Genomic DNA, 25882 nt, shown 5'->3' with positions numbered 1-25882 from the left:
CGTGTTCAGCCAGCGGTTGGCGGCACCGTGGTGGTCGGAGATGTTGTCCGAAAGTCGCGCGACTTTGTCGTACGCCTCCGGCAGAGTGTCAGGGGTGAACACCGACATCACTCCTGACAAGGCGCCGTTGCGCGCCTGGCTTCCGGGATTCATCGCCCTGGCCGCCATCTGGGGCTCCAGCTTCCTGTTCATCAAGGTCGGGGTGGCCGAGCTGCACCCGGTCCAGCTCACCCTCTACCGGGTCGTCGCCGGCGCGCTGACCCTGCTGGTGGTGCTCGCGGCGCTGCGCGACCGGCTGCCCCGCGAGCCCCGGGTCTGGGCGCATCTGTTCGTGGTCGCCGCGTTCGGCGTGGCCGTGCCGTTCACCCTCTTCGGCTACGGCGAGCAGCGGGTCGAGTCGATGCTCGCCGGCATCTGGAACGCCACCACACCGCTGATCGTGCTGCCGCTGGCGGTGCTGGTCTTCCGCACCGAGCGGCTGACCGTGCGTCGCGCGGTCGGGCTCGGGCTGGGCTTTCTGGGCGTGCTCGTGGTGCTCGGGGTCTGGGAGGGCATCGGCGGGGCACACTTCACCGGGCAGTTGATGTGCTTCGGCGCGGCCGCCTGCTACGGCCTCGCCATCCCGTACCAGAAGCGGTTCATCGCGGGCAGCACCCACTCCGGGCTGTCGCTCTCCGCGGCACAGTTGCTGCTCGCCGCCGGCCAGCTGGCCATCGTCACCCCGTTCGTCGCGGGTGCGCCGCCGCTGCCCACCGACCTGTCGGCGACGGTGGTGGCCAGCGTGCTGACCCTCGGCGCGCTCGGCACCGGGCTCGCCTTCGTGATCAACATGCGCAACATCCGGGTGGCCGGGGCGAGCACCGCGTCCACCGTCACCTACCTGATCCCGATCTTCGCGGTGCTGATCGGGGCCGTGGCGCTCGATGAGCGGCTCAACTGGCACCAGCCGGTCGGCGCGCTGATCGTGCTGCTGGGGGTCGCGGTCTCGCAGGGCGTGCTCGGCCGGCGGCGGCCACGACCGGTGGCCGGCATCGGTGCGCCCGCCGCCCCCGCTGCGGAACCGGTCAGCCGCTGAGGCTCGGCCGGCTCAGGACCGGTCGCCGGCCCACTCCACGAGTTGTTTCGCCGACCAGGTGTTGACCACCCGATCGGCGGGGACGCCGCAGCGGGCGGCCCGCTCGCAGCCGAACCGCTGCCAGTCGAGCTGGCCGGGCGCGTGCGCGTCCGTGTTGATCGCGAACCGGCAGCCGGCCTCCAGGGCGCGGCGGATCAGCCGCTTCGGCGGGTCCTGCCGCTCCGGCCGCGAGTTGATCTCGACGGCGGTGTCGTGCTCCGCGCAGGCGGCGAAAACCGCGTCCGCGTCGAAGTCGCTCTCCCCCCGGATCCGGGCCCGGTGCCCCCGGTCGCCCGGCCCGGTCACCCCGGCCGGGCGGGACGACACCATCCGGCCGGTGCAGTGACCGAGGATGTCCAGGTGAGGGTTGGCGACCGCGGTCAGCATCCGCCGGGTCATCTTCGCCCGCTCGTCGTTCAGGCCGCTGTGCACCGAGCCGACCACCACGTCCAGCCGGGCCAGCAGCTCCTCGTCCTGATCCAGCGAGCCGTCGGCGAGGATGTCCACCTCGATCCCGGTCAGAATCCGGAAACCCTCCGGCAGCGCCGCGTTGACCTGCGCCACGTGGTCGAGCTGACGGCGCAGCCGATCGGCGGTCAGCCCCCGGGCCACCTTCAGCCGGGGCGAGTGGTCGGTCAGCACCATGTACTCGTGGCCCAGCTCCACCGCGGCCAGCGCCATCTCCTCGATCGGCGAGCCGCCGTCGGACCAGTCCGAGTGGGTGTGACAGTCGCCGCGCAACGCGACGCGGAGCGCCGTCGCCTCGGCGTCCAGGTCGCTGCCCTCGGTGGCCACCAGCCGGCGCAGGTAGACCGGCTCCTCACCGGCCAGCGACTCCGCCACGCAGCGGGCCGTGACGTCACCGACCCCGGCCAACTTGGTGAGCGTGCCGTTGCCGGCCCGCTCGGTCACCTCGGCCGCCGGCAGGCCGGCCAGCGCCTTGGCCGCCGACCGGAACGCCCGCACCCGGTAGGTGGCCTCGTTCGCCCGCTCCAGCAGGAACGCGATCCGGCGCAGGTCGGCGATGGGGTCCCGGGCCTTCATCCCACCGAACCTAGCCGTTGCGGGGCCCGTCAGGGAGCCTTCGGACAGCCGTGTTTGCGCTGCCACGCGGTCACCTCGGCGGCCGGTTCCCGATTGCCGCCACGCTTCCAGGAGTCCAGGTAGCGCGCCGGCCAGAGCACCCCGCGCCGAATCCACCAGCCGTCCCTGCCCGGGCACGGCGGCGAGATGCCGAAGTGCACATGGCAGACGTTGTTCGCGTTGCCGGTGCGGCCCACCTTGCCGAGCTGCTGCCCGGCGCGCACCCGGACCCCGGCGTCGACGCCGGTCGTCACCACGCTCAGGTGCGAGCCGTAGTACCGCACCCCGTCGTCGCCGAGCAGCGCGACCGACAGGCCCCCGTTCTCCGGACCCTGCGGCCCGCGCTTGTCGTACCGGTCGGTGCGGCTCACCTCGACCACCGTCCCGTCGGTCACCGCGACGAACGGCTCACCGCAGTCGGCGAAGATGTCCGTCGCCGGGTAAGCGCCGTGCGTCGGGTGATAGGCGACGTCGTCGGCGCGTACCGGAAAGACGTGCCGCAGCCCGGCGCGGGGTGCGGTCGCCGGCGGCCCGGCTGACGACGGCGCCGGGCGGGCGGGGCCGGTCGGTGCCGTCGCGGCCGACGGTGCCGCCGGCTGCTCGTCGGTCGCCCAGACCGCCGGCGGCGTCGGCGCGGCGCCGTCCGGCGGCACTCCAGGCCGGGTGGTCGCACAGCCGGCGGCCAGCACCGGGGCGAGCAGCAGCAGGATCGGGTACGCCGGACGCGTGCGGCGGCCGATCGTCGGCGAGGGCATCCGGTCATCCTGGCAGACCGGTACCGTGGGCACGAGCGACGCGAGTGAGGGAGGGGCAGCGACGGTGGCCATCGCCCGGCCCGATCCCGGCCCGGATCCCGGCGCCGTCGCACGCCCGGCGTCGCGTACCCCTTCGGGGCTCTTTCCGGCCGGGCCACCGACCCGCCCCACCTACCGCGAACCGCACCCGGTCACCGGCGGTGGTGTCGCCGCCGGCGGCGGTGCGGCAGCCGCGTGGCTAGTGTTGTTCGGTCTGCTCGGCACCGACGTGGCCAGCTACGCGTGGTGGACGGTGGTGGCCGGTCTGCTGGCCTGGCTGACCGCCCTGGTGCTCGTGCGCTTCGGCGACCGGGGAGTGGCCACCGGGGTCGCCATCGTCACCGCCGGTGGCTGGAGCATCGCCGCCGCCGTGGTGGCGGTCCGATGGGCGACCGGTGGTGACTGGCCGCTGTGGTGACCGGGCCGGCGAGCCCCGGATCTGGTCGCCGGTGACTGCGCCGCGTGCCCGGTTGGCTGCGTAGCGAACGCCGTCTTGACGTGGCCGCCGAGACTCGGCACGCTCGGCACCATGGCCTGGACCACCCCGCGGCAGGACCCCGATCGAAGCCGCCGCCGCCTGCAGTTGCTCGCCGAGCTGGCGGGTGCCCGGGCGGTACGCCAGCGCAACCGGCCCCAGCGTCTGCGCACCGAGCGTCTGCGCCAGCTCATCGCCACCCGCCGTCGGGTAGCCGGCTGATCCGACTTTGTCAGGAATGACCGGCCTGTCGGGGCGTTGACCGGTCGCCTGCCGACCCGACCGGCTAACGTGCACGCGTAACGAGTCGGCGCAGTGCCGAGGGCTATTGGGGGGACCGTGTCGTACTTCGCTGCGGCCGTGGTGCGCGATGACAGCGGCTGGACCGCCGCAGAGGTCAGCCTGCGCGGCGCCACCGACATCGACGAGGTCGCCGACCGGCTGCGTGACGTCGACCAGGAGGCCGACATCTCGCTGCTCTTCGTCGAGGCGGACGACGCCTACCTGGTGATCCTGCGCCTCGACGAGGGCGAGGACCTGCGGGTGTTCGGATCGGACTCCGCGTTCGCCGAGGAGTCCCGGCTGGGTTCGCTGCTGGTCGGTGATCTGAAGACCTCGGTCACCGGGCTCGACGACGGCGACGAGCCGCGCCCGGCGGCCAGCGGCGACGAGGAGAGCGAGCAGCCCGCCGTCGACCCGGAGGCCGACCCGGTGGGCGACGCCGACCTGCTGGCCAACCTGGGCATTTCCGCGCAGAAACTGCTGAACCTGTGCACGCAAGAGGGGATGCTGCCGGCCGATGTCACTGCCGAGATCTGCGAGGTGCTCGGCTGCGCCGACGAGGTCGAGGACCTGCGTGAGGTCTGATCCCGCCGGATCGGGATCGGGCGGTGGGATGCCGCCCGTCGGCGGTGGGGAGCCTGCCGACGCCACCGATCCTCGGCTCGAAACGATCCGGCCGGGGCAGCCGACCCCCGGCGCGGTGGGCCGCGCCGGACCGGGCGCCCACGAGGGGTTGGCCGACCCGGACGACGTCGGCCGGCGCCAGCAGCACGAGCTGTGGATGCGCCGAGCCCTGGAGGTCGCGGTCACCGGCCCCGCCGTCGACGACGCGGGCGCTGCCGACGTGGACGACGTGCCGGTGGGCGCGGTGCTCTACGGCCCGGACGGGACCGAACTGGCGATCGGACGCAACGAACGGGAGCTGACCGGCGACCCCACCGCCCACGCCGAGGTGCTGGCGCTGCGCCGGGGCGCCGAACGGGCCGGCCGGTGGCGGCTGGACGACTGCACCCTGGTGGTCACCCTGGAGCCGTGCACCATGTGCGCGGGAGCGCTGGTGCTGGCCCGGGTCTCCACCGTCGTCTTCGGTGCCTGGGAGCCGAAGACCGGCGCGGCCGGCTCACTGTGGGACGTGCTGCGCGACCGCCGGCTCAACCACCGCCCTGAGGTCTACGGCGGCGTTCTGGAGACCGAAACCGCAGCCGTCCTACGAGCCTTCTTCCGCTGACCCCACCCCCCTTGCGCCGCCCCCTTTGCGCCGCCCCTCTCGCCCCCTCCTACACGTCGATCTAGGGCAGATCAGCGTTAGTTGATCTCTATGTGCGACGATTTGCCCTAGATCGACGGGCGGTGGTGATGGTGGAGAGGACGTTTTCCGGGGAGTGGTACAGGTCTGCGGCGGTGAAGTAGCGCATGGCCCACCCCTGTTGCTCCAGCCAGTTGTGGCGGGATCGGTCCCGCCGCAGAGCGTGGCGGTTGAGGTGGGAGGAGCCGTCGTACTCCGCGGCGATCATGCGGCATGGATCGCCCAGGTCGAGGCGGCACCGGACACGACCTGTGCCGTCGCGCACCGGCAACTGGGGTACGAAATCCCTGATGCCGGCGTCAATGAGGAGCAGACGGAGTTCGGTCTCCTGCCTGCACTCCGCGCGCCCGTCCGCGATCGCCACCAGTTCGCGAGCCTGTCGCACACCACGTAGACCATCGTGCCGGCTCACCTCGACGAGCAGTTCCTCCGGTGTCACCGCACCGGCGAAGAGCGCGGCGTCGAGGACCGGCAGGGCGTCGAGCCGGGGGAGCGTACGGGCCAGATCAACGGCGACGCGGGGTGCTCTCGCACAGGGCAGGCCAAGGATGAAGACGGGTGGAGCAGTCGACAAGACTGTCTGGTGTGAGGTGATCCCGCGCCGTTGCGGGAAGGGCCTTCCCGCGGGCGTGAGCAGGTGAACGTTGTCGGTCGGTGCAATCCCGAAGCCGTGGAGTTGGGCAGCGCTGTGAAAGCCGAGCACAGCTTCCGGGTTGTCCATCAGTGCGGCTCGGGCCCGCCCCGACAGCCCGGGCACGTCCGGGCCGGCGATGTACCTGCCGTGGTACGGCCGGTGCAGTCGCCCTCTGTTTGAGCGCCACCGGATCGCGCTCGGCGACAACCCCGCATCCAGTAGCTGGCGGTAGCGGGTCGGCTGAAGGTCGATCGGGATCCGCCAGGGTAGCTCAGCCGCCTGCGAGTAGAGGTCCACGACGGGGAACGCTGCCCCCGCTCGCCGTCGCTGCGCTCACCCACCGCCGACACCTGTGGATAACCCCCCGACCTGTGGACAACCCCCATGAGCTCCACCCCCGTGCTACCCGCCCCACCCCCCCGCCCCGCCCACCAGCCACCGTCGATCTAGGGCATGTCGTCGCAAGTGGAGATCCACTAGTAGCGAGATGCCCTAGATCGACGAGGCGGGGCGGCGGGGCGGGACGGCGGGACGGCGGGGCGGCGGGCGGGGGCGGGGGGTCAGGCGATGATGGTGTCCAGGGCGATTTCGACCATCTGGCTGAAGGTCTGCTCGCGCTCCTCGGAGGTGGTCTTCTCGCCGGTCTTGATGTGGTCGCTGACGGTCAGGACGGTCAGCGCGCGGGCCTTGAACCGGGCGGCGATCGTGTAGAGCGCCGCGGACTCCATCTCCACCGCCAGCACGCCGTAGTCGGCGAGGGTGTCGTAGAGGTCCGGCCGGTCGGTGTAGAAGGCGTCCGCGGCCAGGATCGGCCCGACGTGCATGGTGATGCCGCGGCGCTCGGCCACCTCGACCGAGGTACGCAGCAGCCCGAAATCGGCCACCGGGGCGTAGTCGATCAAGCCGTCGAAGCGCATCCGGTTCATGTTCGAGTCGGTGGACGACCCGATCGCGGCGACCACGTCGCGCAGTTGGAGGTCGGTGCTGAGGGCACCGCAGGAGCCGACCCGGATCAGCGTCTTCACGCCGTACTCGTTGATCAGCTCATGGGCGTAGATGGAGGCGGACGGCATGCCCATGCCGGAGCCCTGGACGGAGACCTCGACGCCGTTCCAGCGGCCGGTGAAGCCCAGCATGCCCCGGACCGTCGAGTAGCAGGTGGCGCCCTCGAGGTAGGTCTCCGCGATCCACTTGGCCCGCAGCGGGTCGCCCGGCATCAGGACCCGCTCGGCGATCTCTCCCGGCTTCGCGCCGATGTGCGTACTCATGGCAAAGATCCTGCCAGGCCGCTGCCGGTGATACCGGTTCGGCGTCCCAACCGGGGGTCCTGTACCCTCGTCGGCGGTGGCGTGTCCGAGCGGCCTAAGGAGCACGCCTCGAAAGCGTGTGAGGGTTAACGCCCTCCGAGGGTTCAAATCCCTCCGCCACCGCTCCTGAGATGCGAAAACGCCCGGTCGATCCGCGAGGATCGACCGGGCGTTTTCGCTCAGAGCTGCTGCTGGCCGCCGTCGACGAAGAGCTCGCCGCCGGTCATGAAGCTGCTCTGGTCGGAGGCGAGGAAGAGCGCGGCGTTGGCGATCTCGTCCGGGTGGGCCATGCGGCGCATGGGCACGCCCGAGGCGATGGCCTGCAACAGCCCGGGTGCCTCCTCCGGGCTGGGCGCCAGGCCGGCGACGCCCGGGGTCTCGGTCGGGCCGGGGATCAGGGTGTTGACCCTGATGTTCCGGCCGACCAGCTCGGCGGCCCAGGTGCGGCCGAACGAGCGGATCGCGGCCTTGGAGGCGGCGTAGACGCCGAACGCCGGGGTGCCGTTGACCGCGGCGGTCGAGCCGGACAGTACGACCGAGGCGCCCTCGTTGAGCAGGGGCAGGGCCTTCTGCACGGTGAAGAGGGTGCCGCGTACGTTGCTGTCGAAGGTGCTCACGAAGTGCTCGACCGTGATCGAGCCAAGTGGGGAGAACTCGCCGCCCCCGGCGTTGGCGAACACCACGTCCAGCCCCGCGCCGCGGGCCTCGATCGCCCGCATCACCCGGTCCAGGTCGTCGAGGTTGCTGACGTCACTGGCGATGCCGGTGGCGTTGGCGCCGATGCTGGTCACGGCCTCGTCCAGCGGGCCCTTGCGCCGGCCGGTGACGAAGACGTACGCGCCTTCGGCGGCGAAGCGGCGGGCGGCGGCCAGGCCGATGCCGGCGGTGCCCCCGGTGACGAGGGCGGTCTTGCCGTCAAGCTGTCCCACGATGGATCTCCTTCTACTGTTTCCGTTTTGTCCTGCCGGGCTGTGGTCGGCCGGTGGTCATTGGGTTGCGGGGGTGGAGGCGAAGCTCGGCAGGAGGGTCGCCAGGTCGCGCCACTGCGCGAGGGGCAGCGCCGGCCGATCCGGACCGTCGGGGCGCAGCACGTGGAGGGCGACATGGTCCGCGCCCGCGTCCAGGTGCTCCCGGATGCGCGTGGCCACCGCGTCCAGGTCACCCCAGGCGACCACGGCGTCGATCAGGCGGTCGCTGCCGCCGGGGACCAGGTCGTCGTCGGTGAACCCCAGGCGCGCCAGGTTGGCCCGGTAGGTCGGAAAGCCGATGAACATGCCGATCCCCGCCCGAGCGGCGGCGCGGGCCCGCTGCGGGTCGTCTTCGAGGACGACGGCCAGGTGCGGTGCGACCAACGGCTGCGCGCCGACACGGTTCCGCTGCGTCGCCGTGTAGTCCGGGGTCACGAGGAACGGGTGCCATCCGGCCGTCCGGTCGGCGGCGAGGTCCGCCATCTTCGGGCCGAGCGCGCCGAGGATGCGGCGCCCGGCGGGAACCGGCCGGGGCGCGGCGTCCAGCGCGTCCAGCCAGCGGCCCATCGTCTCCACCGGCCGGCCGTAGTCCTGGCCCGCCTGGGCGGCGGAGTGGGCGTTGCTCACCCCGAAGCCGAAGATCGCCCGGGGCCCGTGCGTGGCGTCCAGCGCGGCCAGCCGGTCACCGAGAGCCACCGGGTCCTGGCCCCAGATCGCCAGCACACCCAGTGCGACCGTGGCGTGCGGTGCGGCCGCAAGCAGGTGTGCGACGTCGTCGACGGCCCCGCGACCGTCGAGGCCGGGCACCCACAGCGCCCGGAAGCCCCGCTCGTCGAGTTCGGTCGCCGCATCCCGGACGGCCGGGTTCGCGGCGCCACGCAGCTCCATGCTCCAGAGCCCGACCGCAGGCAGCGAGGTGTTCAGTCGAGTCGTCACACCATCCTCCAAGAATTCTGTACCGAGCGGTACTTATCTGACCGTAGCAACCACCGGCCCGGTCCGCAAATTTCTGTACCGATCGGTTGCGCCGCGGGTAGCATGGCTGGCGGGAGGTGGTGTAGCCGTGCCGCAGAGAGGACGACCACGGGGTTTCGACGCCGACGCGGCGCTGGAGCGCGCGGTGGAGGTGTTCTGGCGCCAGGGGTACGAGGGCGCGTCGGTGAGCGACCTCACCGCCGCCATGGGCATCAACAAACCCAGCCTCTACGCCGCCTACGGCGGCAAGGAGGAGCTGTTCCGCAAGGTCGTGGCCCGCTACGCCGAACAGGACATGGGGTACGCCCGGAACGCGATCGCCCAACCCACCGCGTACCAGGTCGTCGGCACCCTGCTGCGCGAGAACGTGCTCGCCGTGACCCGGCCCGACCGTCCGGCCGGTTGCCTGTCGATCCAGGGCGGCACCGCCTGCTCCACCGAGAACGCACCGGTCGCCGGGTTCCTCGCCGCCAGCCGTCTGGCCGGCGAACGAGCCCTCGCCGACCGGTTCGCCAGCGCCGTCGCCGAAGGCGACCTACCCGCCGACGCCGACCCGACCGCGCTCGCCCGCTTCGTCATGATCGTCACCGAAGGTCAGGCGGTGCACGCCGCCGCCGGGGTCAGCCGGGAGGACCTGCAGGAGGCGGCCGAGATCGCGCTCGCCGGTTTCGCCGCCGCGTCGGGGGCGCGGCCGCCCGAGCGCGCCACCGACACCGCCTGAGCCCGGCGACCGGCGCTCACCGTCGGAGCAGCGCAGCCACCCCATCGAGCAGCCGTTGCAGGCCGAATTCGAAGAGGCTCTCGACGTTGAGGTCGACCGCCGACCGGGTGAGCCGGGCCAGTTGCGGAAACTCGCCCGCCGCGAGCAGCGCGGTCAACACGTCGGCCTGGGCCACCATCCACTCGTCGTCGGTCAGGCCGGTGTCCTGTTCCGCCTCGGCCTCCCGGTCCAGGTTCACGGCGGTGCCGCGTACGTGGTTGGTCAGCGCGGCGACCAGGTGGAGCTGGTCGTGCTGGTCCAGGCCGTGCCCGGCCAGGGCGCGCAGGGCCCATTCGGTGTGCGCGACGGCGTGCGGCGCCATGAGTGGGCGGGTCAGCGAGATGACCTGGGCCAGCCAGGGATGCCGCCGATAGATCGACCACTGGAGCCGGCACAGCAGTTCCAGTTGGGCTCGCCACCCGGGCGGGAACGTGTGGGGCAGCCGATGTGCGGCGAAGGCCGCGTCCGCCATCAGCAGCAGAAGCTGTTCCTTGCCGCAGACCTGCCGGTACAGCGACATGGTCGGCACGTCCAACTCACCCGCGGTGGTCGTTCCGCGGCTGATGCCATGGATCGGCGCGTCGAGCGGGCCGGTCCTACGTGGACCGACTCGCTCGACGTCCGGTTCAGCAGGGGCCGGCGCCCTCGTCGAAGAGGCGGCGGGCCCAGTCGGCGTACCCGGCGATGGTCTTCCGGACCGTGCGCCCGTCGTGCAGGAAGAGGTACGCGCGGTCCCCGCGGCGGGCGAGCAGCCCGTCGAGCCGGTACCTCCCCTGAGGAGCCCGCAGCCGAGTGACCGACGGATAGCGGGACCAGACCTGGTCAACGGGTGAGCCCGCCGTGATGCCCTCCGGTGTCCGCATCGGGTCTCCGACCCACAGCAGCACCAGTTTGTCCCCGGCGAAGACCGGGCTGACCGTGTCGTGGCCGGCGAGCATCGGGCCGCAGGCGTCCAGGTCGGTACGCAGGATGCCCCGTTGGGTCAGCTCGGCCTCGGTGTCACCGAACTCGATGTTGCGCAGGCCGTTCAGATCGATGATCTCCACGCTGCCGGCGGGCCGGCCGTCCAGGACCGGTGGCTGCACACCGCTGCCGGCGATCGAGGCAGCCGTCAGCAGCGTGGCAATAAACGCAAATTGTCGCAATTTCATGGAAGCCCTCAGTCCCCAACGGAACCAAGGCGTTCGGGTTGCTGCCGGTCGGCGGATTTCTGGGTGGCCTGAGGAGCGTGGTTCGGTCGAGGGGGATGCCCGGTTGTCGCCTGCCCTGCCCGTTCGCCGTATTTCGGCAATCCAATCGTCCGTCTAAGGTGTCCAGGCGCCTACCGGAAGCGGGGTTTCTATGCAGCGAAGCGCACCAATTCTAGTTGTTTCCACCGTTCTGGCCAGCCTGGCACTCAGTGTCCCGGCGGAGGCTGCGGAAGGCGTCCGGACCATCACCCGGGAGGGCGCCGTTCTTCAGCACCACAGGGTGAAGCTGCCGAGGACGATCACCCCGGTACGGGGCACGGGCGTCGGCCGCTCCGACTTCGACGGCGACGGCGTCGACGACATCGCGGCCAGCGGCGACCCGTCCTATTACAACGTGCCCCTGAGCCCGGCCGGTGTGGTCACCGTGCGCTACTCTTCGGCCGCGCAGGTCGACTACCTCATGGGCGTCGTGCCGTCGGACGGCGGCTGCCTCTGTTTCGGTCTGGCTCTCGTGGCGGGGGACTTCAACGGCGACCGTTACGACGACCTGGCGATCGGCAGCAGCGACGAGGCGGATCCCCGGACCGGGACCCACGCCGGCGCGGTCTGGGTCATCCCGGGCAGCCGGGCGGGCCTGGTGGTCGACTCGGCAGTCCACTTCAGCCAGGATTCGCCGGGCGTTCCGGATGGCCCGGAGAGCTACGACCAGTTCGGCGCCGCCCTCGCGGCCGGTGACATCAACGGGGATGGCCGCGAGGACCTCGCCATCGGCGCGTACGGGGAGGCGATCGGCAGCAAGACGAGCGCGGGCGCGGTCACTGTCCTCTTCGGTGGATCGACCGGCCTCACGGCCACCGGAGCGCAGCACCTCCACCAGGACCTGGCCGCGGTGCCCGGCGGGGCTGAGGTCAACGACCAGTTCGGCTTCACACTCGCGATCGGGAAGGTCGACAACAACCGTTACAACGACCTGGTCATCGGCGCTCCTCGCGAGAACGACGGCGTGTCCTGGGACGGCACCGGCATGGTCACCCTGATGTGGGGCTCGGCCAGTGGTGTGTCGTCCACCGGCGCCACCGCGGTCACGGGTGCGGCGGTAGGGCCGAACGATGAGAGCGGCATCATCGCCTGGTACCTGGGTGACACGCTCGCGATCGGCGACGTGAACGGCGACGGGCTGGGCGAGGTGGTTGCCGGGGCTCCAGGCGCACAGACCCCGCACATCAATGGCGGCCTCGTCGCGGTCATCACCGGCCGCTCCGGCGGCCTGTCCCCCACTGGGGCACAGATCATCACGCAGCGCACGGCCGGCGTACCGGGAGACCCTGGGGACGACGACCGCTTCGGTGGTGCGCTGGCCGTCGGCGACGTGACCGGCGACGGTAGAGCCGACGTGCTGGTCGGCGCCCCCGGCGAGGACATCGGCTCGCAGGGTGAGGCCGGCGGCCTGACCCTGCTCAAGGGCTCCGCCGCCGGGCTGACGGGGAGCGGTGCGCAGGGATTCGACCAGAACCACCCGGCCATTCCGGGCGGGTCCGAGCGCGGAGACCATTTCGGTGCCTCCGTCGCTCTGCTGAACCTCAACGGCACCGGCGGGCTCGACGCCGTCGTGGCGTCGACCGGGGAAGAGGTGGGCGGTGACTCTGCCGGATATCCGTCCGGGGTCGTCATGCCGTTCCACGGTGCCACCGGCGGGCTCGAACCGCTCAACAAGTCGTGGACCGGTCTGTCCCTGCGCACCGAGGTCGTCTGGCCCCAGCGCTACGGCCTCCGGATCGCCGGGCCGCAGAGTGGCGGCCCGCTGTTCTGAGCTGTGCACGGCAACGCCCGGCCGGTCCGTCAGGAACCGGCCGGGCGTTCTGCGTAAGTGCCAGCTGTCAGGCCTGGCCGGCGACGGTCGATGCCGTTCGGCGGATCACCGGTTTTCCCACTGCTCGACAAGCTCGTCCCAGTAGTCGGCGCTGAGCCGACGCCGCCCGTGCGCCAGCCAACCGTCGGTGTTCCGTTCCAGGTGCAACCCCAGCTCGGCGAACGGGTCGATCCACGTGCCCGGCTCGACGCCGAGCCGGGTGAGCGCCATGTTGATCGGCCACTCCCCGCGCGGCCCGTTGAGCACGTCGTCGAACCGGGGCCCCCAGGACAGCGCGCCACCCAGCCACACCGCCGCCGACTGGTAGCCGGCGCCACCGCCGAACTCCGCCTCCAGGTACGCCACCGGTCCGGACTGCGACCAGCGGGCCAGCAGCTCGACCAGTGCCGGCGACAACACCAGGCCGAACGGGTGCTCGGCACTCCGCTCGTCCACCGCGAAATCTGGCAGCGACCCGGTCAGCTCCACCACCAACTGTGGGGTGACCGGCAGAAGCGCGAAATCCTGGCGCAGCTCACCGAGCACCGCGTGATCCAGCTCGGCGGTCTGCTCGCGGAGCAGTTCCGCGTCCGCGACGACCGCGCTGAGCTGATAACCCATCGAACCCTCCGCCGTCCACAGCCTGTGGATAGAACATGTGTACGACGCATTCCGGGCCGGCCCGCGTCGATCCCCGGACGGTACCCGCCGTCGGTGCGGCCCTACCCATGTGAGGTTCCGCGGGACAGTTGCAGCGGTCCGCTTCGCGACCCGCTCGCCAAGGCTCACCCGCCGGTCAGGTCACGGTTGGTCGCGGCGTAGGAGCGACCGACCGCCGAGCAGCAGCACCGTTCCTCCGGCGAGGAAGGTGCCGCCGATGATCAGCCCGTCCCGTGGGCTGCTTTCCTTGCGCCGCACCATTCCCTCGTAGCTGACTAGCTCCCCCCGCCCGTCCCGCACGACGTTGCACCAGTCGGTGGGACGCATGACCTCTCCATCACACGTTGCAGGTCCGTCGTCGGAGCTGAGCAGACCACCGAGCAACGCGACGAGCCCAGCAATCACGGCACCGAACCCGAAAGGCAGCATCAGCACGCCCACGATCCCCGCAATCGCGGTCCTGCGGGTTGCCATTGCGACTCCCTCCGCGCGTGGGCGGTGCTTCCAGCCGTCCACGGCCAACCCTAAGGCATCAATGGATGCCAGCCGGTCGGCGGCGGCGCTCGCCTGGATGCCCGCCGCGGCGACCACTCCGGCAGAATCTGCCGCTGGTGGGGGAGGTGCGATGAGCTGGGGTACGGCCAGAGTTCTGACCGACCGCCACGCGTGCCGCTATCTCGGCGGGGTGCTGGTGTCCGGCTTCGGCACCGCGGCGATGCTGCTGGTCTCCGGCATCTGGGTGAAGGAGCTGAGCGGGTCGAGCAGTCTCGCCGCCCTGGTGACCCTGGGGGTGTGGGCGCCCACCCTGGTCGGGCCGCTGCTGGGGCTGCTCGCCGACCGGTTCCGCCGACGGCCGCTGCTGATCGTCCTGCACGCGGTGATGGCGGCGCTGCTGCCGGTGCTGCTGCTGGTCGACTCGGCGACCCGGGTGTGGCTGATCTTCGTGGTGATGACCGCGTACGGAATCAGCTTCGTGCTGAGCGACGCGGCCGAGGCCGCGCTGGTTCCGGCGGTGGTGTCCGGCCCGCTGCTCGGTGACTTCAACGGGCTGCGGACCACGATCAACGAGGGGATGAAGCTGCTCGCCCCGCTGGCCGGAGCAGGCCTGTTCGCCGCGTACGGCGCGCATCCCGTGGTGCTGCTGGACGCGGCCACCTTCGTGCTGGCCGGCATCGTCTTCTGGTCGCTCCGGGTTCGGGAGCAGCCGCCGGGGCGCCCCGAGCGCTGGAGCCGGCAGCTCGCCGACGGGTGGGGACACCTGCGCCGGCATCGCGCACTGCGGCACATCGTCGGCTGCGCCGCCCTGACCATGGTGCTGATGGGGCTCAACGGCGCCGTCGCGTACGCCGTCGTGGACGCCGGCCTGGGGCAGCCGCCCGAGTTCAACGGCGTGCTCGCCACCGTGCAGGGCGTCGGGTCCCTCCTCGGCGGCCTGGCCGCCGGATCGCTGCTGCGCCGCTTCGGCGACCGGCGGGTGGTGGCCGGAGCCGTCGCGGTCTTCGCCGTCGGGCTGGCCCTGCGGGCCACGACCTCGGTCGGACTGGTGGTCGCCGGCGGGCTCGCGGTGGGGCTCGGCGTGCCGCTGGTGCTGGTCACCGTCTGGACGGCGGTGCAGCGCGAGACGCCGGGTGAGCTGGTCGGCCGGGTGGCGTCCACGGTCAACACGCTGACCTTCGGCCCGTCCACCGTGGCCCTGCTGGCCGGCGCGAGCCTGCTCGAACTCGTCGACCACCGCCTGATCCTGCTGGCCGCCGCGGTCGCCGCCGTACCCCTGGCCCTCTGGTCCCTCCGCACCCCGCCTACCCCGCCGAGCGGACCGGACGCGCCGGTCTCGGTCAGGCCCGCCGAGCGAGCCGGCTGACGAACGCGCGCCAGGCCGCCGGCGCGAAGGCGAGCGCCGGACCGGTCGGGTCCTTGGAGTCCCGCACGGCCACCACGCCGGGCAGGTTGTCGGCGACCTCGACACAGTTGCCACCGTTGCCGCTGCTGCGGCTGCTCTTGCGCCACCGGGCGCCGTTCAGCTCCATGTCTCCGCCACTTCCGCCATTAGATCGACCGACTGCCAGTGGGACAGCGCCTCGCCGCGCACGTTCTCCCACGCCGCCATCATGGCCGCGATGTCCTCCGGGTCGCTAGCGAGATGTCCCTGGAGTTGGTTGTCCAGGTAGCCGGCGACCCGGTGGTCGTGGCTGTGGGCGATCACGAACGGCCCGTTGAGACCGGCGTAGGCGCCGACCGAGGCGGGCACCACGTGCACCCGGATGTGCGGCTCGGCGCAGGCCGCGACCACGGCGAGCAGCTGCTCGCGCATGGTCGACCGGCCACCGACCGGCCGGCGGAGGATGGCCTCGTCGATGACCGCCGTGAACTGCGGCGGGTCGTCCCGTTTGAGTACGCCCTGCCGGGCGAGCCGGACCGTGAGATGCCGCTCGATGTCGGCCCGGGGGATCAGGCCCGCGCCGCTGAGCACGGCGCGGGCGTACGCCTCGGTCTGGAGTAGGCCCGGCAGAACCACCGACTCGTAGGACCGCAGCGACACCGCCTCGCGCTCGATCCCCTGCCAGGGACGGAACCAGATGGGGTCCCGACGTCTCGATGTGTCCGGCCAGATGTCCGACACGTCCCGGGCTTCCGCTGCGGCGAACCGGTGCCGAGGATGCGGAATGCGGCCCTCGGTCAGCCAGCGCGCCACGGTCTTCGGGTCAACGCCGACGGTCTCGGCGAGGGACTCGTGGTGTGCCCGGTGTCGCTGAGCGCCACCCGAAGCGCGTCGTTCACGGCCCCTCCATCGGATGTCTCGAATATCTGCCGACCATATCGCTACGCGGTGTATCTGTCTGGTGACGCGCGCGAGGGTGATCCGCAGAGGACGGCGCGGCCGGTGGAGGCGAAGGAGCCCGGCGGTCGGCGTCAGTCAGGGGGCGGCCCGGGCGGGGAGGCCGGGCGGCCCCCTTCCACCGCGAAGGAGGCCCGCCCATGCCCCGCCGCCACCGGGACCACCTGCCGACCTGTCCCACCTGGCGTTGCGCGGCGTGCGGCATCGCCTGGCCCTGCTCGGCGGCGAAGCTGCGCCTGCTCGCCGAGTACCGGCACGACCGGGTGGCGTTGATGGTCTACCTGGCGACCCTCCAGGCCGAGGCCGCCGAACAGCTCACCGGGATGGATCCGGCAGGCCTGGCCGAGCGCTTCCTCTCCTGGGCACGCGCTCGCGGGTGACGGGGTGGTCAGGGCCGCCAGATCGCGACGGCGATCTCTCGTCTCCGCTCAGCGAAGCGGCCATCTCGCGCCGCCTCGGACAGGAGGTGACGCAGATCCGCCTCGAAGGCGGAAAGCCGGTCGGCGAACAGGTGTGGTGCCGAGCTGGACAGGGAGAACACCGCCGAGACGATCTCGTCCACGGGGCGCTCCACCAGCGTTCCCCCGTCGACCTCGATCCGGGTGGGGCCGGTGAAGCCGGCCTGCCGCATGATCTCCTCCTGCCCGCCGGGCGTGCCGGTGGGCAGCCACCCCTGACCGGCCCGGCGGACCGGTCCCAGGTAGCTGGCGACCAGGTCGTCGATCTGCCGCCACGGCGGACGGGGGTACGGCAGCATCTCGTCGTCGGCCACGCCCTGATGCGTGCTGGCGGAAACGTGGATCCACGCCCCGCCCGGCGCGAGCATGCCGCGGACGCGACGGACCACGAGAGGCCGATCCATCCAGTGGAACGACTGGGCGAACGTGGCCACCCGGAACGTGCCCAGATCCGCGGGCAGGGCCTCGGCGCGTAGGTGCCGCCACTCGATGGTGGTGGCTCCGACCTCGCTGGCTCTGCGTCGCGCCTCGGTGAGCATGTCCCGGTCGGCGTCGACACCCACCGCCGCCTCGAACAGGGGCGCGAGCAGGAGCGTCAGCGATCCGGGCCCGCAGCCGACGTCCAGGAGCCGGCCGGTGCCGTCGAGGTCAAGTGCCTCGCCGACAGCGTCGGCGAGCCGCGGCGGGTACGGCATGCGCCCGATGCGGTAGTGGCTCGCGCTGCCCGCGTACAACGTCTCGTCCCACTGCCACGCCGTGTCCGCCACGACGTCGATGAGACCACAAGATCAACGCCCGACGGACCGATTATGATCTGCCCGGCGTCGGTCCTGCTCGAGTGAGCGGACGATACGAGACTCGAACTCCTGCGGGTGTGGACCCAACACGCTTTCCAAGTCCGCGTGCCAGCGTCCGGCCCAGCCTGTGGCAAGCCGTGACAGCGGTGATCTGTGCGGGAGTCAGGGCTCAGGGCGCGGGCATGACGCCGAGGGCGGCCAGCAGCATGGGCGCGGCCAGCAGGATCACGCCCAACGCCACGGGTGCGCCGAGCGCGCCGAGGACGACGACGCCCTTCCGGAGTCTGAAGCGCCGCGAGTATGAGATCGCCAGGACGCCGAAGCCGGCCGCAACCAACAGGAAGAAGAGCACGTAAGCGACCCCGGCCAGGTCGATCTGGTCGGCGCTGCCAGCCAGGCCCGAGGCCATGCCGATCGCTTGCACCACGCTGCCCAGGGCGTACACGGCGAGCATCGCAAACGCTCCCCACACCAACACGCCCAGAAACACCGGAGGAAGAAATCTCGGGCGGCTGGCGACCGACAACAGTGCCACAGCCGCGCCCACCGCCTTGAGCCCGACGACGAGCCAGTTCATCACGGCGATCCCGGTGGAATATTCGGCATAGGGGCCGTCGGCGAAGCGGTCGGTCAGCTCGAAAACGATGTTGACGACCGCGAACCCGATGCAGCACAGGGCCATCAGACGGCCGGTCGCGGTGATGCCGATGCCGGGTCGCGCAGGGGCCTCGGGACGATCGGTTGCGTAAGCAGCGGCTGTCATCCCGGTAGTCAACAGCAGTCCCGCAGCCAGGTCCTCCCTCTCGAAGGGGAGATCGGCAACATGGATTAGCGACCGGACCCGGGAGCGGCGCCCACGCTTCGTCCCGACGTACGGGTCACTCATGGGTGGCTGCCCGAGCGGCCCGGGAGCGACGTAGAGACGACGAAGGGCCGGTCCCCGGTGGGGCCGACCCTCGCGTTTGTGATCAAGCGAGCGGAGGATACGAGATTCGAACTCGTGAGGGTGTAAACCCAACACGCTTTCCAAGCGTGCGCCCTAGGCCTCTAGGCGAATCCTCCGCGAGCAAGGATACAGGGCCCCGTCGGCCCGGCCACCCCACCACCCCCTGAAGATCGACGGGCGGTCGGGTAGGCTTGGCGTCACCTCCCGTGCGGCGGTATCTCGTGAACCTCCCCAGGGCCGGAAGGCAGCAAGGATAAGCGAGCTCTGCCGGGTGCACGGGAGGCCTTTCTGTCTCCGGGGCCCTCGATCCACTCCAGGTCACCGATGTGGGGTTGTCCCGGGCCGTGGACACCGCCATGTCGCCGACGTGGAGTCGATCAAGCGGGCAACCCAGCGCCGGGCCGGGGTGGTGGGTGGTCACCCGCACCCGACCGGCGCAGAATGGCTCGGTCGAGAGGAGGCGGGACGAGTGACGCTGGCGCTCTACCGCAAGTACCGGCCGCGTACCTTCGCCGAGGTCATCGGGCAGGAGCACGTCACCGAGCCGCTGTCGCAGGCGCTGCGCAGCGGCCGGCTCAACCACGCCTACCTCTTCTCCGGCCCACGTGGCTGCGGCAAGACCTCCAGCGCCCGGATCCTGGCCCGCTCGCTCAACTGTGAGCAGGGCCCCACGCCCGAGCCGTGCGGCAAGTGTGAGTCCTGCCGCTCACTGGCCACCGACGGCGCCGGCTCGATCGACGTGATCGAGATCGACGCGGCCAGCCACGGTGGTGTCGACGACGCCCGCGAGCTGCGCGAGCGCGCGTTCTTCGCGCCAGCCAGCAGCCGCTTCAAGATCTACGTCATCGACGAGGCGCACATGGTCTCGACCCAGGGCTTCAACGCCCTGCTCAAGCTGGTCGAGGAGCCTCCGGAGTACGTCAAGTTCATCTTCGCCACCACCGAGCCGGAGAAGGTTCTTGGCACGATCAGGTCGCGGACCCACCACTACCCGTTCCGGCTGATCCCGCCGAAGGTGCTCCGCCCCTACCTGGAGCAGCTCACCCAGGCCGAGGGCGTCACCGTCGAGCCGGCGGTCTTCCCGCTGGTGGTCCGGGCCGGCGGTGGCAGCGCCCGGGACAGCCTCTCGGTGCTCGACCAGCTCATCGCCGGTGCCGGGCCGGAGGGGGTCAGCTACGCCCGGGCCGCCGCGCTGCTCGGTGTCACCGACGCCGCGTTGATCGACGAGATGTGCGACGCGCTGGCCGCCGGGGACGGCGCCGCCGCGTACGCCACCGTCGACCGGGTGGCCGAGGCCGGGCACGACCCGCGCCGGTTCGCAGCGGACCTGCTGGAGCGGCTGCGCGACCTGATCGTGATCCAGCAGGTGCCGGACGCCGCCGCGAAGGGCCTGATCGACGGCCCGGCGGACCAGATCGAGCGGATGGCCGCCCAGGCCTCGCAGCTCGGCCCGGGCACGCTCTCCCGCTGCGCCGACATCGTGCACGACGGCCTGGTGGAGATGCGCGGCACCACCGCGCCCCGGCTGCTGCTGGAGCTGATCTGCGCCCGGATGCTGCTGCCCGGCGCGGACGACTCCACCGGTGGCCTGCTCCAGCGCCTGGAGCGGATGGAACGCCGGCTCACCCTGAGCGGCGCCGACGCGCCGTCGGCCACCGCCGGCTCCGCGCCAGCCACCCACCCGGGGGTACGTCCACAGCCGGCCTCCCCCGTCCCGGCTGCCGCCGCCCCGGCACCCGCCGCCGCCCCGACCTCCGCGCCCCCGTGGACGGTCGACCCGGCGGCGCCTACGAACACTCCGTCCTCGGCCGCCCCGAGCGCTCCCGTCTCGGCCGCTGACACGCCCATCCCGGTGCCCCCCGGCGCGTCGGCGACGGCCGCCGGGCCGGCAACCGCCGACCGGTCCGCACCCGTCTCGCCGGCCGGACCCGGCTCGCCCGGTGGGTCGCCGGCCGCCCGTCGTCCGGTGCCGCCGTCGGCGGTGCTGCCCGATCCGGCGACGCCGGAGCCGCCCCGACCCGGTGCGCCGGCCGCGGCGCTCGATGCGGTCGCCGTCCGCCGGGTCTGGCCCGACGTCGTCGGCAAGGTCAACCGGACCAACAAGCGGATCGCGGCCCTGATGCGCGACGCGGTGGTGCGCGACCTCGACGGCGACACGCTGGTGCTGACGGTCAAGTCCACCGTGCTGGCCAAGATGATGGCCGACCACGCGGCGGTGCTCACCGACGCGCTCTACGAGGAGCTGGGCGGGCGCTGGCAGATCCGCTGCGACGTGGCCGGCGAGCGGGGCGGCGTGTCGCTGTCCGGCCCGCCACGCTCGCAGGCCGCCGCGCCGGCCCGACCCGCTTCGTCGCCCACGCAGGCGGACACCTCACCCACGCCGACGAACGCGATCGCCGGCGGCGGCCCCACCGGCGGCCCGGATGCCCGCGCTGGCCTGCCCGGCGGCCCGTCCGGTGCGCCCGGTGTCTCCTCCGGCGCGGGTGCCGCTGCGAGCGCGTCCAGCGGTCGCGGTACGAGTCGGCAGCCCGGCGGGCAGCCGTCCGGGTCGACCCCGCCGGCGGAAGCCGAGGACGACTGGCCGGAGGCGGCCCGCCCCGGTGGCAGCGCCCCTGCCGCCGAGGCGACGGATGACGAGGACTGGCCGGAGGCCGCCCTGCCGGGCGGCGTCGCCGCCGTGTCCGACACCGCGCCGGCCGGCTCCGGCTCGGCACCCGCCGCACCGGCCGACCAGGGCCGCGCTGGCGCAACGGGCACCGGTGCGAACAGCACCGACCCGGGCCGCACGGCCGGTGGCGGCACCGGCGCGAACGGCGGCGGCCCAGCCACGACGACCGGCGGCGGTAAGCCGAACGCGCGGGCCAACCCGACGCCGGCGGCCCGCCAGCCGGCCACCGGCGGTGCCCCGGTGAGCAGTGCCATCGCCGCCGCCCGCGCGGCAGCGGCGGGGCGCGGTCCACGTACCGGAGCGGCGGCCCGGCCCACCGCGGACGCCGAATGGGCCGGCGAACCGCCCTACGACCCGGACTTCGACGGTCCGTTGCGCGGCGCCAAGCCAGGTGCTGCGGCGCCGGCGGCCACACCGACCTACGAGGGGTTCGACCCGGGCGACGAGCCGCTTGACGAGGTCATCGACGAGAAGACCGCCCGGGAGTCCAGCGAGGAGCAGGCGGTACGGCTGCTCCGCGAGACGTTCGGGGCCGAGAAGATCGACGAGGTCGACGCCCGCTAGCGGCGCTGCCCCGCGGTGATCACCGGCCGGTCGGCGCTGCCGACCGGGTGCGTTGCCTCTGACAGTACGAGCGACTCTGAGCCGCTCCGCCGTCGGTCGTCCAGGGGTGGTGCCGCGCCCGGCGTGGGCGGACGCACCGGGCGGGGCGTGGTCGGTCCCAGCGGATAGGCTGGGCGGCGGCCGAGCAGACGAGTGCGAGAAGGAGCCATCCGTGCGCCCAGGTGGACAGCCGAACATGCAGCAGATGCTGAAGCAGGCGCAGAAGATGCAGCAGCAGATCGCCGCCGCCCAGGCCGAGCTGGCCGAGGCCGAGCTGACCGGCACCGCCGGCGGTGGGCTGGTCACCGCGACCGTGTCCGGCTCCGGGGAGCTCAAGGCCATCAAGATCGACCCGAAGGCCGTCGACCCGGACGACGTGGAGACGCTGGAGGACCTGGTCGTCGCGGCCGTGCACAACGCCGCCGAGGCCGCGCGTGAGCTGACCGAGCGCAAGATGGGTCCGGTCACCGGTGGCATGGGCGGCCTCGGCCTGCCCGGTTTCTGAGCCGGCAGATGTACGAAGGTGCCATCCAGGATCTGATCGACGAGCTGGGTCGGCTGCCGGGCGTGGGCCCGAAGAGCGCCCAGCGGATCGCGTTCCACGTCCTGTCGGCGGATCCGGCCGACGTCAACCGGCTGGCCGGCGCGCTGCGCAAGGTCAAGGAGCTGGTGCGGTTCTGCACGACCTGCTACAACGTGGCCGAGTCGGAGCAGTGCCGGATCTGCCGCGACCCACGCCGCACGGACGAGGTGCTGTGTGTGGTTGAGGAGCCCAAGGACGTGGTGGCCATCGAGCGGACCGGTGAGTTCCGCGGCCGCTACCACGTGCTCGGCGGCGCGATCAATCCGCTGGAGGGGATCGGGCCCGACAATCTGCGCATCCGGGAGCTGATGACCCGGCTGAGTGGCGGCGCGGTGCGCGAGTTGATCCTGGCGACCGACCCCAACACCGAGGGCGAGGCGACCGCCACCTACCTGGCTCTGATGGTGAAGCCGATGGGGATCGCGGTGACCCGGCTGGCGAGCGGGCTGCCGGTCGGCGGTGACCTGGAGTACGCCGACGAGATCACCCTCGGCCGGGCGTTCGAGGGGCGCCGGGCCGTCTGATTCGTACCCCCGGGGGTGGTGTCGTCCATGACGATGCCACCCCCGTCGGGGTGCCCGGCTCCGCGCGGATCGATGTGTCGCCCCATGTATTCGCCGTGCCGTCGACTGTCAGACCCCCGCGCAAGGTGTCGGCTTGATAGCGATTGCCTGACGCCCGTTCCGCTTCACGTGTGACATGTCATAGCCTCCCGCACACGGACCGAGCCACAACTCGGCGTGGTCATGCGCATGACAGAGGTGAGAGATGCAGGCGAGAAGGCTAAAAACGGCTGTGGCCATCGCGGCCGTTGCCGCTCTGGCGGTCGGCGCGGCCGGCTGCGCGGAGAGCGAGCGCGACGGCGACAGTGGCGAGGCCAAGACTGGCGGCACCTTCATCTTCGCGGGTGCCGGTGACCCGAAGAACTTCGATCCCATCTTCAACGATGACGGTGAGTCGTTCCGGCCGGTCCGGCAGATGTTCGACACCCTGGTGAGCCACAAGCCGGGCACCGCCGAGCTTCAGGGCGGCCTGGCTGAGAGCTGGGAGCACGACGCGGAGGGCAAGGTCTGGACCTTCAAGCTCCGCCAGGGCGTGAAGTTCCACGACGGTACGCCCTTCAACGCCGCCGCGGTCTGCTTCAACTTCGACCGCTGGTACAACATGAAGGGCGCTGCCGCCCAGTCCCAGATGATCTACTACATGGACACCTTCGGCGGGTTCGCCAAGAACGAGGCCGAGGGCGCCGGCGAGTCGATCTACAACAAGTGCGAGGCCAAGGACGACGGAACCGCCGTCCTGACCCTGAACAAGTACAAGGGCGCCTTCCCCGGTGCCTTCGCGCTGACCTCGCTGTCGATCGCGAGCCCAGAGGCGCTCAAGAAGTACGACGCCAACACGGTCACGCAGAACGGTGACTCGTTCTCGTACAGCGCGTTCGCCAACGAGCACCCGGTCGGCACCGGTCCGTTCACCTTCGGCGGGTGGGACAAGGCCAAGAACGAGATCACCCTGAACCGGAACCCGGACTACTTTGGCGAGAAGGCCAAGGTGGACAAGATGATCATCAAGATCATCAAGGACGAGAGCACCCGCAAGCAGGAGCTCCGTGCCGGCACCGTGCAGGGCATCGACTTCCCGGCCCCGGCCGACCGCAAGGCGCTCGAGGGTGAGGGCTTCCAGGTCGTCAACCGCCCGGCGTTCAACATCCTGTACCTGGGCATCAACCAGAAGAACCCGAAGCTGAAGGACCTGCGGGTGCGGCAGGCGATCGCCTACGCGCTCAACCGCCAGCAGCTGGTGCAGACCAAGGGCCCGGGTGGCGCCAAGGTCGCCGACGAGTTCATGCCGGACACCGTGCTCGGCTACGCCCCGGACGTGCAGAAGTACGAGTACAACCCGGACAAGGCCAAGCAGCTGCTCAAGGAGGCCGGCGCCGAGGGTCTGACGCTGAACTTCTACTACCCGCCGGACGTCACCCGGCCGTACATGCCGAACCCGCAGGAGATCTTCACCGTCCTGGCCAACGACCTTCAGGCCGTGGGCATCAAGGTCAACGGTGTGCCTCGCCCGTGGAACGGTGGTTTCAAGGACGACGTGCAGCAGTTCGGCAAGCACGACCTGCACATCCTCGGCTGGACGGGTGACTACAACGACCCGGGCAACTTCGTCGGTACGTTCTTCGGCCGCGGCAAGGCCGAGTTCGGCGACCAGGCGATGAACGAGATGTTCGAGGCCATCACCAAGGCCGACGCCACCGTCGACGAGGCGGGCAAGAAGGCGGCCTGGGAGCAGGTCAACCGGGACGTCGCCGCCAAGTGGCTGCCGGCCGTGCCGCTCTGGCACGCCCCGCCGGCCATCGTCGTCACCAAGGATGTCAAGGGTCTGGTTGCCAGCCCGCTGACCGACGAGCGGTTCAACACGGTCAGCGTCACCAAGTGACGTTTGTCGGCTGACGCCGTAGGCGTGATCGGCCCGGGTCCGGGGCTCCTCCCGGCCCGGGCCGATCGCGCGACCATCGAGAGTCTGGTGTGTGAGAGATGTTGCGAGTCATAGTCCGCCGCCTGCTGCAGTTGGTGGTGACCCTCATAGCGCTGTCGGCGCTGATCTTCATTTGGCTGCGGAACCTGCCCGGTGGCCCGGTCGAGGCGCTGCTCGGCGAGCGGGCCACGCCCGAACGCCGCGCCCTGCTGACCAAGGCGCTCGGCTACGACCAGCCGATCCTGGTGCAGTACGGCAAGTTCATGCAGCGGGTGGTGACCGGCGACTTCGGCAACTCGATCCGGACCGGTGACCCGGTCACCGAGGTCATCAGCCGGGCCTTCCCGGCCACCATCGAGCTGGCCATCGCCGCGATGATCATCGCGGTCGGCCTCGGGGTGCCCTTGGGCTACCTCGCCGCCCGCTGGCGTGGACGGTCCCTGGACAACCTCACCATCGCCGGCACTCTGCTCGGCATCTCGATCCCGATCTTCTTCCTGGGCTACCTGCTCAAGGACGTCTTCACGCAGAACATCCACTGGTTCCCGCCGTCCGGACGGCTCACCACCGGTCTGGACAACACCAACGTCACCGGCTTCTTCGTGCTCGACGGCCTGCTCACCCGGGAGTTCGACGCCAGCGCCGACGCGCTGTGGCACCTGATCCTGCCGGCGGTCACGCTCGCCACCATCCCGCTCGCCGTGATCGTGCGGATCACCCGCGCAAGCGTGCTCGACGTGCTCAACGAGGACTACGTACGGACCGCCGAGGCGAAGGGCCTGCGGCACCGCACCATCAGGGGCCGGCACATCCTGCGCAACGCGCTGCTGCCGGTGGTCACCACCATCGGCTTGCAGACCGGTGCGCTGCTCTCCGGCGCGGTGCTCACCGAGAAGGTCTACAACTGGGGCGGCCTCGGCACGCTGATCACCGACTCGATCAGCGGCGGCCGGGACTACCCGGTGCTCCAGGCGATCATCCTGCTCGCCGCGCTGGTCTTCGTGGTGGTCAACCTGCTGGTCGACCTCTCCTACGCCTTCATCGACCCGAGGGTGCGTGTGCGATGAGTGACCCGATCACCCAGGCCGGCGCGCCGGCTCCCCGTAGCGGGGA

At 71.5% G+C, this 25882-nt stretch carries 26 protein-coding genes, 2 tRNA genes, 1 other RNA gene and 2 pseudogenes; 16 read left to right on the top strand and 15 right to left on the bottom strand.

Translation table 11 applies throughout. The features are described from left to right. Positions 1–40: 40 nt before the first annotated feature. Positions 41–1205 (top strand): annotated as a pseudogene (locus BUS84_RS22150) (DMT family transporter); the annotation flags it as partial. Here the strand turns inward: BUS84_RS22150 and BUS84_RS22145 are convergent. Beyond that, entirely contained in the window at positions 1088–2158 is a 1071-nt protein-coding gene (locus tag BUS84_RS22145; RefSeq protein ID WP_074315251.1) for a PHP domain-containing protein, read from the bottom strand. The pseudogene BUS84_RS22150 and the gene BUS84_RS22145 overlap by 118 nt on opposite strands. 29 nt (positions 2159–2187) lie before the next feature. After that, positions 2188–2952, bottom strand: a complete 765-nt coding sequence (locus BUS84_RS22140) for a M23 family metallopeptidase (RefSeq protein ID WP_074315249.1) — start codon at positions 2950–2952, stop codon at positions 2188–2190. A gap of 64 nt (positions 2953–3016) precedes the next feature. Here BUS84_RS22140 and BUS84_RS22135 point away from each other — a divergent pair, with 64 nt between their 5' ends. The 4 genes from BUS84_RS22135 (at position 3017) to BUS84_RS22125 (ending at position 4976) form a co-directional block, all read left to right on the top strand. Continuing rightward, complete coding sequence (locus BUS84_RS22135) at positions 3017–3409, top strand: hypothetical protein (RefSeq protein WP_425293461.1); 393 nt, start codon at positions 3017–3019, stop codon at positions 3407–3409. A gap of 111 nt (positions 3410–3520) precedes the next feature. Further along, positions 3521–3688: a hypothetical protein gene (locus tag BUS84_RS38690; RefSeq protein ID WP_167627079.1), complete on the top strand. Its 168-nt coding sequence runs from the start codon at positions 3521–3523 to the stop codon at positions 3686–3688. A 117-nt stretch (positions 3689–3805) separates the two neighbouring features. Next, positions 3806–4333 (top strand): tRNA adenosine deaminase-associated protein, encoded by a 528-nt coding sequence (locus tag BUS84_RS22130; RefSeq protein ID WP_074315247.1) that lies wholly within the window; start codon positions 3806–3808, stop codon positions 4331–4333. A gap of 28 nt (positions 4334–4361) precedes the next feature. Continuing rightward, on the top strand, positions 4362–4976 hold the full coding sequence (locus tag BUS84_RS22125; RefSeq protein WP_084757550.1) for a nucleoside deaminase: 615 nt from the start codon (positions 4362–4364) through the stop codon (positions 4974–4976). Between the two features lie 88 nt (positions 4977–5064). Here the strand turns inward: BUS84_RS22125 and BUS84_RS22120 are convergent, their stop codons facing one another. Further along, positions 5065–5985 carry a DUF559 domain-containing protein gene (locus tag BUS84_RS22120; protein WP_084757549.1) on the bottom strand — a complete coding sequence of 307 codons (921 nt, stop codon included), beginning with the start codon at positions 5983–5985 and terminating at the stop codon, positions 5065–5067. A 263-nt stretch (positions 5986–6248) separates the two neighbouring features. Beyond that, a complete protein-coding gene (deoD, locus tag BUS84_RS22115) occupies positions 6249–6956 on the bottom strand; it encodes a purine-nucleoside phosphorylase (RefSeq protein ID WP_074315244.1) in 708 nt (235 codons plus the stop codon). Positions 6957–7031: 75 nt separating this feature from the next. Between deoD and BUS84_RS22110 the strand changes: the two genes are divergently transcribed. Beyond that, positions 7032–7118: transfer RNA gene (locus tag BUS84_RS22110), tRNA-Ser, on the top strand. Between the two features lie 56 nt (positions 7119–7174). Here the strand turns inward: BUS84_RS22110 and BUS84_RS22105 are convergent. After that, a complete protein-coding gene (locus BUS84_RS22105; protein ID WP_074315242.1) occupies positions 7175–7924 on the bottom strand; it encodes an SDR family oxidoreductase in 750 nt (249 codons plus the stop codon). A 57-nt stretch (positions 7925–7981) separates the two neighbouring features. Continuing rightward, on the bottom strand, positions 7982–8899 hold the full coding sequence (locus BUS84_RS22100) for a TIGR03620 family F420-dependent LLM class oxidoreductase (protein ID WP_244298676.1): 918 nt from the start codon (positions 8897–8899) through the stop codon (positions 7982–7984). 127 nt (positions 8900–9026) lie between these two features. On the opposite strand from BUS84_RS22100, the gene BUS84_RS22095 reads away from it, so the two are divergent. Further along, entirely contained in the window at positions 9027–9659 is a 633-nt protein-coding gene (locus tag BUS84_RS22095) for a TetR/AcrR family transcriptional regulator (RefSeq protein WP_074315240.1), read from the top strand. Between the two features lie 16 nt (positions 9660–9675). Here the strand turns inward: BUS84_RS22095 and BUS84_RS40095 are convergent, their stop codons facing one another. Together BUS84_RS40095 and BUS84_RS40090 are read right to left on the bottom strand one after the other, a co-directional pair. Further along, entirely contained in the window at positions 9676–10218 is a 543-nt protein-coding gene (locus tag BUS84_RS40095) for a TetR/AcrR family transcriptional regulator C-terminal domain-containing protein (protein WP_244298674.1), read from the bottom strand. A 106-nt stretch (positions 10219–10324) separates the two neighbouring features. Next, a complete protein-coding gene (locus BUS84_RS40090) occupies positions 10325–10813 on the bottom strand; it encodes a hypothetical protein (protein ID WP_342199556.1) in 489 nt (162 codons plus the stop codon). A 355-nt stretch (positions 10814–11168) separates the two neighbouring features. Here BUS84_RS40090 and BUS84_RS22080 point away from each other — a divergent pair, with 355 nt between their 5' ends. After that, complete coding sequence (locus tag BUS84_RS22080; protein WP_244298673.1) at positions 11169–12698, top strand: hypothetical protein; 1530 nt, start codon at positions 11169–11171, stop codon at positions 12696–12698. A gap of 105 nt (positions 12699–12803) precedes the next feature. On the opposite strand, the gene BUS84_RS22075 is transcribed toward BUS84_RS22080, so the two are convergent. Continuing rightward, entirely contained in the window at positions 12804–13358 is a 555-nt protein-coding gene (locus tag BUS84_RS22075) for a hypothetical protein (RefSeq protein ID WP_074315236.1), read from the bottom strand. 180 nt (positions 13359–13538) lie between these two features. Further along, positions 13539–13988, bottom strand: coding sequence for a hypothetical protein (locus BUS84_RS22070; protein ID WP_074315235.1), 450 nt, complete (start codon positions 13986–13988; stop codon positions 13539–13541). Between the two features lie 34 nt (positions 13989–14022). Between BUS84_RS22070 and BUS84_RS22065 the strand changes: the two genes are divergently transcribed. Further along, the gene (locus tag BUS84_RS22065) at positions 14023–15258 is read left to right on the top strand and encodes an MFS transporter (RefSeq protein WP_084757546.1); all 1236 of its coding nucleotides are present in this window, start codon (positions 14023–14025) and stop codon (positions 15256–15258) included. Here the strand turns inward: BUS84_RS22065 and BUS84_RS22060 are convergent. Then, a complete protein-coding gene (locus BUS84_RS22060; protein ID WP_074315230.1) occupies positions 15233–15424 on the bottom strand; it encodes a DUF397 domain-containing protein in 192 nt (63 codons plus the stop codon). The genes BUS84_RS22065 and BUS84_RS22060 overlap by 26 nt on opposite strands. Further along, positions 15415–16175: pseudogene (locus tag BUS84_RS22055) on the bottom strand (DUF5753 domain-containing protein). Before BUS84_RS22055 ends, BUS84_RS22060 begins: the two are co-directional and overlap by 10 nt. 198 nt (positions 16176–16373) lie before the next feature. Between BUS84_RS22055 and BUS84_RS22050 the strand changes: the two are divergent. Then, the gene (locus tag BUS84_RS22050) at positions 16374–16613 is read left to right on the top strand and encodes a flavin reductase (protein ID WP_074315228.1); all 240 of its coding nucleotides are present in this window, start codon (positions 16374–16376) and stop codon (positions 16611–16613) included. Between the two features lie 8 nt (positions 16614–16621). On the opposite strand, the gene BUS84_RS22045 is transcribed toward BUS84_RS22050, so the two are convergent. The 3 genes from BUS84_RS22045 to BUS84_RS22035 form a co-directional block, all read right to left on the bottom strand. Further along, a complete protein-coding gene (locus tag BUS84_RS22045; protein ID WP_074315227.1) occupies positions 16622–17458 on the bottom strand; it encodes a class I SAM-dependent methyltransferase in 837 nt (278 codons plus the stop codon). Positions 17459–17657: 199 nt separating this feature from the next. Further along, positions 17658–18374, bottom strand: a complete 717-nt coding sequence (locus BUS84_RS22040; protein WP_074315225.1) for a DUF3995 domain-containing protein — start codon at positions 18372–18374, stop codon at positions 17658–17660. A gap of 91 nt (positions 18375–18465) precedes the next feature. Then, a tRNA-Ser gene (locus tag BUS84_RS22035) sits at positions 18466–18550 on the bottom strand. A gap of 82 nt (positions 18551–18632) precedes the next feature. Between BUS84_RS22035 and ffs the strand changes: the two genes are divergently transcribed. The 6 genes from ffs to BUS84_RS22005 all read left to right on the top strand — a co-directional run bounded on the left by ffs (position 18633) and on the right by BUS84_RS22005 (position 25836). Continuing rightward, an RNA gene (ffs, locus tag BUS84_RS22030) (signal recognition particle sRNA small type) lies at positions 18633–18722 on the top strand. Positions 18723–18903: 181 nt separating this feature from the next. Further along, a complete protein-coding gene (locus tag BUS84_RS22025; protein WP_074319000.1) occupies positions 18904–21666 on the top strand; it encodes a DNA polymerase III subunit gamma and tau in 2763 nt (920 codons plus the stop codon). 235 nt (positions 21667–21901) lie between these two features. Next, positions 21902–22210, top strand: a complete 309-nt coding sequence (locus BUS84_RS22020) for a YbaB/EbfC family nucleoid-associated protein (protein WP_231931157.1) — start codon at positions 21902–21904, stop codon at positions 22208–22210. A gap of 8 nt (positions 22211–22218) precedes the next feature. Continuing rightward, positions 22219–22812: a recombination mediator RecR gene (gene recR, locus BUS84_RS22015; protein ID WP_074315222.1), complete on the top strand. Its 594-nt coding sequence runs from the start codon at positions 22219–22221 to the stop codon at positions 22810–22812. Positions 22813–23056: 244 nt separating this feature from the next. After that, positions 23057–24730: an ABC transporter substrate-binding protein gene (locus tag BUS84_RS22010; RefSeq protein ID WP_074315220.1), complete on the top strand. Its 1674-nt coding sequence runs from the start codon at positions 23057–23059 to the stop codon at positions 24728–24730. A 98-nt stretch (positions 24731–24828) separates the two neighbouring features. Continuing rightward, positions 24829–25836 carry an ABC transporter permease gene (locus BUS84_RS22005; RefSeq protein ID WP_074315219.1) on the top strand — a complete coding sequence of 336 codons (1008 nt, stop codon included), beginning with the start codon at positions 24829–24831 and terminating at the stop codon, positions 25834–25836. Positions 25837–25882 lie beyond the last annotated feature (46 nt).

The organism is Micromonospora cremea (assembly GCF_900143515.1).
In the GTDB taxonomy this organism is placed as follows: Bacteria; Actinomycetota; Actinomycetes; order Mycobacteriales; family Micromonosporaceae; genus Micromonospora; species Micromonospora cremea.
This window is presented reverse-complemented; position numbering and strand designations above follow the sequence as displayed.

Coding starts and splice junctions, on each gene's coding strand:
- BUS84_RS22145 (WP_074315251.1), bottom strand. CDS start 2,158: ATGAAGGCCCGGGACCCCATCGCCGACCTGCGCCGGATCGCGTTCCTG.
- BUS84_RS22140 (WP_074315249.1), bottom strand. CDS start 2,952: ATGCCCTCGCCGACGATCGGCCGCCGCACGCGTCCGGCGTACCCGATC.
- BUS84_RS38690 (WP_167627079.1), top strand. CDS start 3,521: ATGGCCTGGACCACCCCGCGGCAGGACCCCGATCGAAGCCGCCGCCGC.
- BUS84_RS22125 (WP_084757550.1), top strand. CDS start 4,362: ATGCCGCCCGTCGGCGGTGGGGAGCCTGCCGACGCCACCGATCCTCGG.
- deoD (WP_074315244.1), bottom strand. CDS start 6,956: ATGAGTACGCACATCGGCGCGAAGCCGGGAGAGATCGCCGAGCGGGTC.
- BUS84_RS40095 (WP_244298674.1), bottom strand. CDS start 10,218: ATGTCGCTGTACCGGCAGGTCTGCGGCAAGGAACAGCTTCTGCTGCTG.
- BUS84_RS22075 (WP_074315236.1), bottom strand. CDS start 13,358: ATGGGTTATCAGCTCAGCGCGGTCGTCGCGGACGCGGAACTGCTCCGC.
- BUS84_RS22065 (WP_084757546.1), top strand. CDS start 14,023: ATGAGCTGGGGTACGGCCAGAGTTCTGACCGACCGCCACGCGTGCCGC.
- BUS84_RS22060 (WP_074315230.1), bottom strand. CDS start 15,424: ATGGAGCTGAACGGCGCCCGGTGGCGCAAGAGCAGCCGCAGCAGCGGC.
- BUS84_RS22050 (WP_074315228.1), top strand. CDS start 16,374: ATGCCCCGCCGCCACCGGGACCACCTGCCGACCTGTCCCACCTGGCGT.
- BUS84_RS22040 (WP_074315225.1), bottom strand. CDS start 18,374: ATGAGTGACCCGTACGTCGGGACGAAGCGTGGGCGCCGCTCCCGGGTC.
- BUS84_RS22020 (WP_231931157.1), top strand. CDS start 21,902: ATGCAGCAGATGCTGAAGCAGGCGCAGAAGATGCAGCAGCAGATCGCC.
- recR (WP_074315222.1), top strand. CDS start 22,219: ATGTACGAAGGTGCCATCCAGGATCTGATCGACGAGCTGGGTCGGCTG.
- BUS84_RS22010 (WP_074315220.1), top strand. CDS start 23,057: ATGCAGGCGAGAAGGCTAAAAACGGCTGTGGCCATCGCGGCCGTTGCC.
- BUS84_RS22005 (WP_074315219.1), top strand. CDS start 24,829: ATGTTGCGAGTCATAGTCCGCCGCCTGCTGCAGTTGGTGGTGACCCTC.